This is a genomic window from Rufibacter tibetensis, from assembly GCF_001310085.1.
Lineage (GTDB): Bacteria > Bacteroidota > Bacteroidia > Cytophagales > Hymenobacteraceae > Nibribacter > Nibribacter tibetensis.
This window is the reverse complement of the sequence record NZ_CP012643.1, coordinates 1,226,725-1,239,658: the sequence shown is the minus strand read 5'-3', so window position 1 is coordinate 1,239,658 and position 12,934 is coordinate 1,226,725. Positions and strand designations below refer to the sequence as shown.

8 protein-coding genes are annotated in these 12,934 nt (G+C 49.6%); all 8 read right to left on the bottom strand.

The features are described from left to right. Nucleotides 1–43: 43 nt before the first annotated feature. Nucleotides 44–553, bottom strand: a complete 510-nt coding sequence (locus DC20_RS04775; protein WP_062542788.1) for a hypothetical protein — start codon at nt 551–553, stop codon at nt 44–46. Between the two features lie 141 nt (nt 554–694). Beyond that, nucleotides 695–1,480 carry an SAM-dependent methyltransferase gene (locus DC20_RS04770; RefSeq protein WP_062542787.1) on the bottom strand — a complete coding sequence of 262 codons (786 nt, stop codon included), beginning with the start codon at nt 1,478–1,480 and terminating at the stop codon, nt 695–697. 105 nt (nt 1,481–1,585) lie between these two features. Continuing rightward, nucleotides 1,586–2,251, bottom strand: a complete 666-nt coding sequence (locus DC20_RS04765; RefSeq protein WP_062542786.1) for an oxidoreductase — start codon at nt 2,249–2,251, stop codon at nt 1,586–1,588. A 2-nt stretch (nt 2,252–2,253) separates the two neighbouring features. Next, nucleotides 2,254–4,752 (bottom strand): DUF5916 domain-containing protein, encoded by a 2,499-nt coding sequence (locus DC20_RS04760; RefSeq protein ID WP_062542785.1) that lies wholly within the window; start codon nt 4,750–4,752, stop codon nt 2,254–2,256. A gap of 33 nt (nt 4,753–4,785) precedes the next feature. Then, nucleotides 4,786–5,622, bottom strand: a complete 837-nt coding sequence (locus tag DC20_RS04755) for a CvfB family protein (RefSeq protein ID WP_062542784.1) — start codon at nt 5,620–5,622, stop codon at nt 4,786–4,788. A 242-nt stretch (nt 5,623–5,864) separates the two neighbouring features. Next, nucleotides 5,865–6,899 carry a PorP/SprF family type IX secretion system membrane protein gene (locus DC20_RS04750; protein WP_071885379.1) on the bottom strand — a complete coding sequence of 345 codons (1,035 nt, stop codon included), beginning with the start codon at nt 6,897–6,899 and terminating at the stop codon, nt 5,865–5,867. An 11-nt stretch (nt 6,900–6,910) separates the two neighbouring features. Then, entirely contained in the window at nt 6,911–10,678 is a 3,768-nt protein-coding gene (locus DC20_RS04745) for a gliding motility-associated C-terminal domain-containing protein (RefSeq protein WP_062542782.1), read from the bottom strand. Between the two features lie 204 nt (nt 10,679–10,882). After that, nucleotides 10,883–12,787, bottom strand: a complete 1,905-nt coding sequence (locus DC20_RS04740) for a BamA/TamA family outer membrane protein (RefSeq protein WP_062542781.1) — start codon at nt 12,785–12,787, stop codon at nt 10,883–10,885. Nucleotides 12,788–12,934: the final 147 nt, after the last annotated feature.

Here is a 12,934-nt window from a genome sequence, read left to right as displayed (position 1 = left end):
AAGCCTGCACGAGGCAGGCTTTTCAAGTAGGTTCGGGGAAGCATTAGAATGTATAACGAACGGTCAGAGCTCCGTCGGGATACAAGAAAAGACCGTCTCGGTTGACTTCGAAAAATGGCTTAAAATCGATGCCCACTGAAATCGGAATTTCCGTAATCTGATATTCCAAACCTACAATACCATCAACCCCCAACGTCACGAGGGTTTTGTTATAAGAATCTTCATAATGTTTGCTGGAGGGCTTGTGGTAGTACCTTCCGCGGAAGATGCCTACGTGCCCACCGGCTCCATAGAACCACTGCAGTCCCTGGATGCCAAATGCCACGGCGTGTTGCTCCAGTAATCCAGTTAACTGAAAACCTCTGCGTCCGAAGCCGGTTCCCAGTATTCCTTCTATGGCGCGGTCTTCTCTGAAAAAGTACTTTCCAGAGACTCCCGCTGAATAACCTCCTACCCGTAAACCAAGGCCTACTGTTTGCGCCTGGGCGCTTTCCAGCTTGGTGAGGGAGAGTAGCACTAATACCAGCCCAAAAATAAGATGTTTGTTTTTCATAGTAAAATGATTCTTCTCAAAAGACACTGCACGAGGAGTCTGTCTTTTTAAAACTTCTTAGAACCTTTGAATATTTTACCTGTGGATAAAAACTAGTAAAATGCTTTTGAGCGATTTCCGGTTGAAACCTGAACCTGCAATTTAGCTTTTTTTATAAGATTGCAAGTACGCCTCGCGGGAGGTACGTTGCCCGATTAACCGGAAGAAGCTGATCTGGTGGTTTGAATCTTTTTTGAGCCCGCGGGCAAACGGGTCTTTTTTTTGGCCGTGTTCCTCAAAATCGCGCACATATTGCTCTCTGATCAGGTCAGCGGCGGGGAGAAGTTCAGCGGCTTTGATCTGCACCAAACCTGTTTTTTCCCAAAGTTTGCGCCACCAGGCCACCGAGTGGATGTAATACCAATACGCCTGAAAATCTTCGCGCAGAAACTCAGGCACCTGGTCAATGGTCTCTATCTCGTCTTTGAAACAAACATCCACAATGCCAATGTACCCGTCAGATTTCAGATAACGGCAAATGTAGGGCAGGTACTTGTCGTCGGTGCCGAAATAGGTGTACGAGTCAATGACCAGCACCACATCAAAAAACTCTTCGGGGAACGGCAGTGAACGGGCATCTAACTGAAGCGGGAACACCTGGTTTTCCAGATTCTCTTCCTGCACCCGTTTGTAATTGGCTGTGGCCGAAATAGCCTCGTCTACCGCCCAAACCTGCACCCCAAATTCCTTGGCCAGGAAAATAGAGCTCGCCGCTTTGCCACAGCCCAGGTCTAACACACGCATGCCTTTTTTTAAGGGAATGAGTGACGTGATGCTTTCAAGATTGAAGAGCACGTTTTCGCCCATGGAGTGTTCACGCACCCACGTGGGGTCATATTGGGTACTGCGGGGAAAGTGGTGTTGTATCTGGTGCTGGGCAGAATCCATGTAAATGAGGTTGAGTCTGCTGCCTTTACGCGGAAAATACGGTGAGGTTGAAGGTTCTTGTTTTAGTCCTTCTTTTCAGAAATCAGGCTATAAAGGAGCCTTGTTCTACTGAGCATATTGCTGCATCTGTTCATTTGGGTGAACCAGAACGCCACCGCCATCTTGTTTGGCAGCCTCCAGCATGGCTTTAGCTACAGTCTTGGCGTGAATGCCTTTGTATTTTCGCAAAGGGCCGTTAAACAGAAAACCGGCGGTTTTCATGAACGTGGCCGCAGCCCGCTCACCCAGCCTGACTTCCTGCCGCTCGCCTAATAGCAAAGAGGGTTGGAAGATGTGCACTGCCGTGAAAGGAAGCTTTTTCACCGCCTCTTCCATTTCGCCTTTCACGTGATTGTAGAAAATACGGGAATGGGAATCTGCCCCCAACGCGGATACTACCAGAAACTGCGTTGCAAAATGTCTGGAGGTGATTTTTGCCAGATTCACTACATAGGTGTAGTCTACCTTCCGGAAGTTTTCTTTGGAGCCTGCTTTCTTGATGGTGGTGCCCAAACAGCAATACACGTCATCGGCAATGAGGCTGTGGTGGTACTGCTCCAGGTTGTCAAAATCTACAATGATCTGCTGCAGCTTGGGGTGCTCCAGGTTCAGTTTCTTTCGGCCTACTGAGATCACCTTATTGTAACGGGGGCTTTGCAGCAGGAGTTGAAGGCAGTGGCCGCCTACTAATCCGCTGGCACCGGCAATAAGAGCAACTTTGGGAGATACCATAGTCAGGATCTTCTTTTTAAGGCGCGTTGGAGAACCAAATAATCAAGGTAATATAAAACCTTAACGGAGAAACTATTCAATTGTTTGGCCTGTAGCGTATTGCTCAGGTTCAGGAAATAGTCGGTACGTTGGGGCAGCGCGCTGTCATAGATGGCGTTTTTCCAGACTACGCTTACCTCGCTGCCCGGCGCGAAACGCCAGCTGTACACCAGGTCAATGTTGAAGGCGTTGAAGTTACGCGGATTAGCGGAAGGAGAAGAAGGTCTGTACCCCAAAAGCGAGCCATTTCCATTTTCCTGCAGCAGGAAATACCGGTCAAACGTGGCGTTAGACCAATAATGGCGCATGTTGAGGTTAAGGGCGGTGCGGGCGTTGAAAATGTAAGTACCAGTTAAGGTGTTGTTGACCGTATGTACTTCGCGCCGACCAAAGAAAATACTGTCCTGGGGACCTTTTCCGGCAAACCCAAAATCGCGTGGGGCGTGGTTGTAGTTGAGTCTGTACACCAGTTGCAGGTTGTCATTGACGCGCACCCTGGGGCTAATGCCTATCCATTTGTCAAACTGGTCGTACTCCGGAGCCAGGGAAAACCCGAAGTTCACGTCCAGCGCCAGTTTTTTGCGGTAGTCGCTGGAGATGTAGGAACTTACTTCCCAACCTGCCGGATTCCGCCATTTCCGGTCAGGTACGCCATCTTTGTAAGAACGGGGCTCAAAGTAATCATAGCCATCCAGGGGTAACCAGACGATGGTGTACCCAAACGAGAGGAATTTCTTGGTGGTGGCGTTGGTCTCCAAAAAATAAGCTAACTGGGTAAACGATGATGGCTTGTACAACATGCGGTGCTGCACACCCAAGGCATTGTACATGTTGTTCAGCTTCCAGAAAGGCTTGTAGACGTTGTATGCCACAAGCGCTTGGGTTTCACGGGAATTATTGTTGTCTAAATAACCTAAGTCATTGATGTCATAGGTATGACTCTCAGCGATATGCCGCAACCTGAATTGGAAATTGCCGCTGGTCTTCCCGAAAGTGGCCGAGTAAAAATGTCCTAATTCCACTTTGTCCATTCCCTGGGCCAGTTCGCCTTTGTTGTAACGCTGGCTTAGGTTCCCGCTCAGGTTTAGGGTATAAGAGTTTTTCTTATTAGTGAGTTTGGTCATGAGACCTGTTACGTTGGCATTGTGAAAACCGGCCCTGCGGGTCACGTTGGTGTTGGTGAAGGTGACAAACGAACTGTTGGGCAAGCTCTGGTCCAGTACCAGTACATTGTAATTAGTTACCGGGTCTGTCAACACCTTGAACTCCTCGTTGGTCAAACCGCTTTTGAGGGTAGCGTAAGAATTGCGTGTAACCGCGTTAAACAAGCCAATTCCTAATCCTTTGTTTGTTCTGCCAGACAATTTGGAGGCGTTGACCAAACTGGTTTTCTCCGGATTTTCCAAAACCTCTACGTTTTCGCCGTAGCGTTCTTTGTCATAGGTGTAGTTATGGTAATTGATGGGCTGCGCCCCGATTCGGCGTGAATAGAAAAGCCCTGCCTTGTTGAAGAGCTCGGTACCTTCGGTAAAAAATTGCCTGTTTTCGTTAAAACGTACCTCAAACGGAGAAAGGTTAAGTACCTGTGCATCTGACTGCGCCTGCCCGAAATCTGGTACCAGCGTCATGTCTAGGGTGAAGGCGTCATTGATCCCGTATTTGATGTCCATGCCGCCGTTGAAGGTGGTTTGCAGGTCTTTTTTTCCGGCCTGACCCTGCGGGAAGTGATCAGCGTAGCCAGAAAGGTAGGGCATCAGGGACAATCTGAGGGGAGCTTTCAGGCCAGTGATGCCGTGGACCTCACCAAACTGGTTTACGAAGCCCTGTACTGAGCTGTCTATAAAGTTCCAGAAAGATTCTTCGCGGTACCGACGGATGTTTCGCCAGAAGTTGATGCCCCAGGTCTGCACGTCTTTTCCGGGAAACCGGATAGCGGAATAAGGAATGCGGAGTTCTACACTCCAACCTTGCGGATGGCGCGCTACCACACTTTGCCAAACGGCATCCCAGGAGCGCTGGTGACCGTTGCTGGTGGCTTTGAAGTCAGTCTGCACCCCAGCCGAGGACACCTCAAACCCGAAAGCGTTCTGTTTGTCCAGATAGGTGTCAAAGTACACGCCAAACATATCGGCGTTTACCTGGCCACCGTCGCGCTGGCTTAGTTGATAGAGGATGGAGTCTGGCGCCGTGTCAAACAACATGGCACCCACGTACACAGCCTCATCATCATATAACACCCTAACCTCGGTGCGTTGCTTGGACGGGGAACCGTTGGCCGGCTCAGACTGGATGAAATCGGTGGCGGGGGTAACCTGCTTCCAGATCTCCTCGTCAGGGATTCCGTCTAACTTAGGTGGTGTGGTGGTCCGGGCTGCGGTGAGTTGCTTTGTGGTTTTAGGAGTTTGGGCAGAACTGAGAAAAGTACTGCAAACACAAAGCAGGAGCAGACAGACGTATTTCATGGAGCAATAAAGGGCAGTTGGTGAAAGGGCAAATCAAGACTTACTCAAAAGACTAATCCCTTCTGGCAATAGTTGCACGTCTCCTCTTTTATATAATGCGCCAAGTGCTTTTTTAAATGTTTTTTTGCTCATGCCCAGCGTCTGGTAAATCAGTTCCGGGGTGCTTTTGTCAGTGAGCGGCAGGTGACCGTTGGCTTCTTCCAGCTTGGCAAGTACGGTTTCAGTGGCTTCCCGCACCTCGTCATAGCCTTGCTTCTGCAGGCTTACGTCTAGTTTATTATCCTCGCGTACTTTCTTCAGGTAACCTTGGGTGTATTCGCCGGGCTGCAACGTGCGGAACACCTCATTGCGGTACAGCATGCCCAGGTACTTGTTGTTCACGATCACCTGGTAGCCCAGAGCTTTTTCCGGGCCAATCAAAAGCTGTACCTCATCACCTTCTTCCAAGGTAATTGGGTCATAGTTCAGGAAGGGGCCTAATTTGGTGGAGCCTACTAAACGGTCAGAGTTCTCGTCCAGGTACACGTACACTAGCGCCCACTGTCCGGGATATAGCGCATCATGCTGGTTTTTGAAGGGAACAAAGAGATCTTTTTCCAATCCCCATTCCATAAACGCCCCAAAATTGTTTACATCTCTTACCTGCAGACAGGCAAACTGGTCTACTTTGGCTTTTGGCTCTAAAGTAGTTGCAATGAGGCGGTCCTCAGAATCGCGGTACACGAACACAGAGATCATGTCGCCTATCTGGGCGCCTTCAGGAATATACTTGCGGGGCAGCAACACGTCACCATCGTCAGAACCCAAGTACATGCCATGTTCCAAGTCCCGAAGGATTTCCAGATAGTTGTAATCGCCTAAGTGCAGCATACCAATTGTGAGTTTGTAAAACTTGAAACAAAGGTATAGAATCTATACGGCACCTATCAAGGGTGAGATAAAGTTTATGGCAGGAAATACGTTTCGCTCTTCTTTTCTGAAAAACCCACTTAAAACAGGCTTAGAAGTTCAGGTTTAAAGGTGAGCAGGTCCAGAAACTTTGCTTCAGTTCCTGGACCTGCTCTATTACTTTTGGTTTGGACCTGATTTTTGGAAACCAGGTTTCAAACGATTTACCAGTATTGAGAAGGAGAATACACAGTTTGTTTGTTCCGGAGCATGAGGCCCAGCACAATCTCGTGTGACCCGTAGCTTACCTGGTTTAGGCCTGAGGTAGTAAAATCATAAGCATAGCCCAAGTGGAACTTGTGCTTGTACTGGAACCCTCCGGTAATGACAGCCGCATCATTCATCCGGTATGAGGCTCCGGCCCAAAACTGATCACGCCAGAAAACCTTCGCATTCACATCTACGGAGAGTGGACTGGGAGCGGCATATTTTACCACCACCGAAGGCATCACACTAATAATATGGGTGATAGGAAACCGATATCCCCCGTGCCCGAAGAAATGGCGCTGTTGCTTTGCCGAAACGGTGGGTTGGGACTCCCTGAAACTGAAAGGCGTTGGCAACACCTGGGCTACAGAGGCACCAAGGAAGAACCTGGTGCTATAGAGCAAAGCGCCTACGCCAATATTGGGTAAAATGCGGTTGTACTCATCAGCGTGGATGACGGGGTCACCAGAAGTTCCGAAGGTCAACATGTCGCGGTTCAGGCCAAACTGGGTGATACCGGCTGCCACACCCGCCGACAGTTTGATGGAGGAGGTAAGCGGTTGGTGGTAGGCGTAAAGGAACTGCACCTCCGTCCGTTTTAAGCCAGCGGCCTTGTCTGCCTGCACTAAAACACCCATTCCATGGTGAGGGCGTGTTTTCTGCGAATTATTTCGGTACCCGGGCCGCCACTTGATCTTGTCGTGCTTGCCTTTCAGGACTGAACGAGGCTCAAAAGTAGTGGGAGTGGACAGGTAGTCTCTTTTAGAAAAAGGCATGTGGCCGCTCAGGTAATATGAAGTAGGCGCGCCTTCCAGTCCGGTCCATTGGTTTCGGTAGCCCGCCCGTACGTCTATGTAGTTATCAGTGCCGCTCACCGCAGGGTTCAGGAGCAGCGGATTGAGCATGTATTGACTGTAGTGCGGTACCTGCTGCGCCCACCCCAGAAGTGGGAGACAGAGCAGGATAAGAAGTGAGTAAAAGTTCTTTCTCATAAGCTCCAGAGTTAGCGCAGAATAGTAAGCGGACCAGTCATTTTAGACCGTCCATTGTTAGGGTCAATAATGTAGTAGTAGGCGCCAATAGGCAGATCTACACCGTTGCGTTTTCCATCCCACGGAGAAGGGTAGCCACGGGACGTGTACACCTGCTGCCCCCATCGGTTGTAAACCTCAATGGTGATGCGCGGGTAATCTTCAATTCCTTCCAGCACCCAGGAGTCATTTGATCCATCTCCGTTAGGAGAGAAAGCGGTTGGAATCTGAAGGCGATCAATCACCGTTACCGTTAAGCTATCCACATTAGGGCAACCTGCTTCTGAAACAGAACGCAGGTAATATTTGGTGGTCTCTTCAGGGGAAGCGATGGGGTTGGCTATGCTTGGGTTGCTCAGGCCAATGGCAGGACTCCAAGTGAGTTTTCCCTGTGCCTTGGCTTGTATCTCTATGCTTTCTCCTCTAATAAGTAAGATGTCATTTCCAGCCTCTACCTCTGGGGTGGGCATCAGCCTGATTACTACGTCATCCGTCGCATTAACACAAGGCGAGTTGCTTACCGTCCAGCGGAGGGTATAGGTGGTACCCATGGTGCCGGAAAAAGTGGTGGTGGGGCTGGCTGCATTGGCAAATGTTCCCCCTGTGCCCTGGGTAACCGTCCATTGACCAGTTGCGGGAGCCGGAGTGTTGGCAGCCAGGGTAGCCGTTACACTTCCGCAGATTAATTGGTCAGGGCCGGCCTGTGCAATAGGGGCAGGAGAAATAGTGACTGTTTTGCTAATGGTTTGGGTACAGCCAAATTCTGAGGTAACGGTAAGCCGGACGGTATAAGAACCTATTCTGGCATATCTATGGGTGGGGTTCTGCGTAGAGGCTGTGCTGCCATCGCCAAAGTCCCAGGCCCACCTGGTTAGGTTCCCACTCAGGAGACTACTCATGTCCTGAAAAGTAACCGCGTCTGTGATACAGCCCACCGAAGGCGAGAAGTCAGCTTTAGGCGTGGGGTTGATGGTAATAGCCTTGGAGAATGTCTGCTCACAGGAGTTCGCTCCTTTTACCACCAGGGAGACCGTGTAGGTGCCTGGGGCCGCGTACAAATGATCGGGGCTAAGCTCTGTAGAAGTAGTGCCATCACCGAAATTCCAGGTATAGGTGAGCGAGCCGCTGCCATTAGCCTGTGAGGTATTGGTGAAGCGGGCAATAGAACCCTCGCAAACATTAGTAGTGGCAAAGCTAGCCTTTGGATTTGGAACTACTACAATGGTCTTAGTGATGGCTTCGGCGCAGACAATCCCCGACCACACGCGCAGTTCCACCTGATAGGTGCCAGGTGCCGCGTACAGGTGACGTGGGTTGAGCTCGTCTGAAGTGGTACCATCCCCAAATGTCCAGCGCCGCCTGATGATCTTCCCGAACGGAATAGTGCTGGCATCCTGAAAAGTAACCCCCTGCTCCTGGCAGAAAGAAGTAGAGGTGAAATCAGGAACCGGAATCGCTGAGTTGATTGTAACCGTGCGAGAAACGCTGTCCTGGCATCCTTTAGTAGAGGTTACCACCAATTTCACCGTGTAATTGCCCTCTTTAGGGAACCGATGGCGTGGGGCTTGGGCGGTAGAAGTAGTGCCATCCCCAAAGTCCCACCGATAGGTCATGGAACCTGCTGCAATAGTTGATTCATTCACAAAAGGCGCATCGTCAGTGGCGCAAACCTCTGGCAGGCTGAAGGCAACGACTGGCTTGGGATTAATAACAATGGTTTGTTGTGTTGAATCCTGGCAGCCCTGCTCAGAGAAGGCTTTCATTTTTACCGTATAGGTACCCGCCTGCGGAAACACGTGCTTTGGGTTTTGCTCTGTGCTGCGCGCTGAGCCATCGCCAAAGTTCCATTCCCAACGTGTTACGCGTCCCTGTGCCATCGTGCTCTGGTCCTGAAAGGCCATGGCTTCTTTGTCGCAGGTTTCCGGAGCGCTGAAGCGGGCTACCGGCGGACTAACAATAGAAACCTGGATGGTTGTGTCTGAAACGCAGAGGTTTTTGCTGGAAACCGAGAGCTTCACCGAGTACGTGCCAGGGTTTTTAAATTTATGGGCCGGGTTCTGTTTGGTGGAGGTAGATCCATCTCCAAACTCCCATTTCCAGGCAACAATGCTCTCCCCGGTGGTTATCTTGCTGGCGTCTCTGAAGCGGGTGCTGTCATTGGAGCAGGCTACGTCATAGGTAAAGTTTGCTACTGGGTTAGGATAGATGTCTACTTCTATATAAGTGGAGTCCTGAGAGTCACAGTCATTTCCGTTAGACTTGGTAGTCACCAGAGAGACATTGTATTTGCCGGCTTTGGGGAAACTGTGGATAGGGTCTTTTTCGGTGGAGGTGGTGCCATCACCGAAGTACCATTTCCAGGATAAGGGGGTATACACGGCAAATCCTTTAAACTGGATGTTATTGCCTTCGCAGATACTGTCTGAGGCTACCGTAATGTTCTGGTTCAGGTTGGTCACGTTTGCACCCGCAGAGTACGCATATGACTCAAATTCACCCAATCCATATGCCATGGCATTAAACCCGCTGTCGGCAGTTAGGATGTGGTTTCCGGCAGGTACCGTGTTTTGGGCGTAAGAATAGGCAGGGTTTGAAGGCACCGGGGTGAAAGTGACAGGCTGCCCGTCTAACCGGAAGGTACCCACATCAGAGGTTTTCATGGTCACGTTGATGTAGTGACTTGAAATCTGGAAATACGGGGAGGAATACAGGGTGATGGTTTTCAGGGTCTGCTCCACTGGGTTGATGAGCACCATTTCCGGGTCACTGGGAACGTTGTCACAAGCTTGAGACTTGGTGTACTGCGTTACCTGCACCGGCTCAGAAGCCGTGATGTAATTGGGGGTGCTGTTCTCAAATTCATAGAACTGGCCGCTGTTTCTGGTTACGGAACTGCCATTTACGGTGATAACTGTGTTGTCAACTGAGGCCAATACTCTGTAAATCTCGCCTGACCGACGGCTTTTAAAAGGAGCAGTCACAAAATTCTTACCCCAGGCGCTCACCGGATAAAGCTGCTGGTACAGGTTGTCACCGCTGAACTGGCGGCCCGGGCAGCTGTAAGGTTCAGGGATGGCCGTGTAAGAACTACCAGAGAATACCGCAATTCTTTTGCAGGTTCCTGTACTGGAGATGGACTCTACTTTGGTTCCCGTGAGGTCTTGTAAAGAGCGTACCTGATATACTTCCCCTTTCATAAGAGGACGCGAAGGGGAAAAAGGCTTTCCGGCCGGTTTTCCTCCCAGGGTAGTGGCCGTAGGGGTGATCTCAATTACGGTGTTGTCTTCCTGAGCTACCACCATTAGTTGCGAAGCTGCCAAAGGACCCTGGTATTGGGTTTGGTTGTAGCTTACGGCATAATAAGAGCGGCCCAGCGTATTGGTAGGTAACACCAGGGTGGCTCCAGACTTATTTAAGTGGTAAATGTGGGAGTACACTACCACTGGGGCGGCGGAGGTAACATGTATGGCTTTCTTCTCAATAACTTCACTGGAACCCACATAAGCAGTAGAAGGGCTCACAGGAATTACCGTGACAGAGTTAGCCGCTACTTGATAAGAAGCAGCTCCACCTGTCCCCACGGTCACTTGTACCGTGGTCGCCACGTCTGAGGTGACATACAAATTCATACTTGAAATACCTTGTTCTGGGTTAGGGCCAGATTCATTCTGTACGTGTGCCATGTAGCCCACCCAAAAGTCGCGGCCTTTATTGGAGGTAGCCTGGCCAAGCGCATTCATGCTCCAAAACAAAATAGAACAGGAAAGTAAGGATCTGAGTAAGTAATAGTAAAATTTCAATTTTGTATATCTTAAATAATTTATCTATTTCTTTCGGCTATTTATCATATAAACAGCCTTTCGTCTTAGGGTAACACAATATATACTTTTTAGAATTATATATTGCTTCCTATATGGATAAATTAAAGAAGAATTTTTATAAACCTAGCGAAACTCTGATATTAGAGGTTGGGTGAAGCGCAGGTCATTGAAATCATAGTACTGGCGGGTGGTTTGAAACAGTTTGAAGTCCTGTCGACCGTCTAGTTGGGGCATGCGTGGGTAGTACCCCACCAGTACTTGAATGGTGTTAAATGTCAGGAATTCATTCCTGAAACGGAGTCCTAATCCAAAGCCTGTATATGGTTTTTCCTTTAAAGGTGATTTATTTTCCACACTCGTAAGCCAGGCCAGATCTGCAAACCCAATAATGGCCAGCCTGAAGCCTAACAGGGTCAGTGGCAGGAAGAAATTAGTTTCATAGTTCAGGACAAACTTGCGGTACCCGCGCACTCCTCCTGAATTGAAGCCCCTGATGCCGTCTTCCTGATCAATGTCTAGGGCAAATAAATCGGGACGGCGCATGCCAATAGAGGTACGGTTCCAAAGGAAATGCCGCCAACGCCAGTTCCTGAGGCGGTACAAGGGGGTAAAATACAAGGCTTCGGAGGTAAGCACGCCCTGTTCCCAAGAGTTCTTGTGCCGGTAACTCCCGTACTCAAGACCGCCGTACAGGTATCCGAAGTTTGGCTGGTATTTTCCAAAAGCGCCCTTAATTCCCAAGTACAACCGGTTTTTCAGGGCCCCGTCTTCAAACCCGGTAGTGAGGGCTAAGAGATTTCCGGCCGGAATATCCTCCGTTCGCCCAAACCCGAAGAGGTATTGGTCTTTATAGTATCTCCTGAAACTATAGCCGTAGGCAGAAAGGTACAGACGGGCGCTCTGGATGGTGGGCCCAGCCCCCTGGGTATACTCAATGTTCATGAACCGGGCAGCCGTAATAAACTGCCCAGTGTTGTCTTGCGCCAGGTCATATGATTTAAGCCGAAAAGCACGCCCAATCCAGAAATCCTGAATGTTATAGTCTAAAGGAATGTGTCTAATAAAATCATCGGGGCCTTCTTCCTCTTCGCCTTGCTCGTAATAATCGGGTTGCAGGGTCTGGTACCACCCGGCAGAAGCGCCACCTGCATATTTAGTGTTGGTAGTGTAAAAGTCTCTCTTGAAATGTAAACTCTGCTGCTTATAATAATGAGTATTTTGGTAAATCAGCTCCGCTGAGATAAAGCTCCGCGAGATGTTCTGGATGAAATAGCTGCCGGTGAACTGCCAGGGCTGTGGCTCCGATAAGCCAAACCGGTAGTTGGTTCTGATCTGGTGGCCTATGCCCATGAAGTTAATGTCCCGTAGTGCTATCCGGGTACTGGAGGTGCTGGCGGAACCAGAGCCACTTATGCTGAACACGTCTTTGGTGATGATGACAATGTCCACGCTGTCACGGGTAGAGGTAGAGTCATTGACCAGAACTCGGGCATCTAAAAGGTAATCGGTTTGGCGGAGCAATCGCTCAGATTCAGACAAGGCCAACGGTTCCAATAGATCTCCTTCCCTGAAAAGAATCTGGTTCCGGAGCAGGTTTTGTTTGGTCCGCATGTGGAGCGCGTTGCCTAAGCGTTCCAGGCGGTTGTCTGGCATAGCCAAGGTATCGTTGATAGAATACCCAAACGCATCCAGTCTTTTAAAATAAATGTTCCGCACCACCTTATAATTATGCTGCGCATGCGCGGGCGGAAGAAGTGTGTTTTCTACAGGGCCTTCAATTCTGCGGGGCTTGAAAACCACCAACGCTTTCACAGCCCGGCCAATCAGAGTTTTTTTCTGGCTGATGCGCTTCAGAGACTGTAAAAACTGCTTGTTATCGGTGGTGTCTTCCAGTGGCGGAGTGATAAGGATTGGTGGTTTGACAGGAGACACTTCTTGGGCTTGCGCGCAAAAGCAGGTCAACCACCCTGCCATGGCTAGCAGGAATAGCAGTCGTGCGTGCGCAGGAATTCTTTGGGCCGTCTTCATACCTTATACTCCATCCCTAAAATACGGCAAAATCTACTTGGAACCACTATAAGCAAGTAAATGCTATTGTGATTAGCTTTATCCACACGTATGTTGATAATTTGTGGCTAAGATCTTTAGTTTTTTTAGCTGATGTGCTGTATCTTG

Bases quoted from the DNA above. Each gene is read 5' to 3' on its own strand.
- DC20_RS04775 (WP_062542788.1), bottom strand. From the start codon at position 553: ATGAAAAACAAACATCTTATTTTTGGGCTGGTATTAGTGCTACTCTCC.
- DC20_RS04770 (WP_062542787.1), bottom strand. From the start codon at position 1,480: ATGGATTCTGCCCAGCACCAGATACAACACCACTTTCCCCGCAGTACC.
- DC20_RS04765 (WP_062542786.1), bottom strand. From the start codon at position 2,251: ATGGTATCTCCCAAAGTTGCTCTTATTGCCGGTGCCAGCGGATTAGTA.
- DC20_RS04760 (WP_062542785.1), bottom strand. From the start codon at position 4,752: ATGAAATACGTCTGTCTGCTCCTGCTTTGTGTTTGCAGTACTTTTCTC.
- DC20_RS04755 (WP_062542784.1), bottom strand. From the start codon at position 5,622: ATGCTGCACTTAGGCGATTACAACTATCTGGAAATCCTTCGGGACTTG.
- DC20_RS04750 (WP_071885379.1), bottom strand. From the start codon at position 6,899: ATGAGAAAGAACTTTTACTCACTTCTTATCCTGCTCTGTCTCCCACTT.
- DC20_RS04745 (WP_062542782.1), bottom strand. From the start codon at position 10,678: ATGAATGCGCTTGGCCAGGCTACCTCCAATAAAGGCCGCGACTTTTGG.
- DC20_RS04740 (WP_062542781.1), bottom strand. From the start codon at position 12,787: ATGAAGACGGCCCAAAGAATTCCTGCGCACGCACGACTGCTATTCCTG.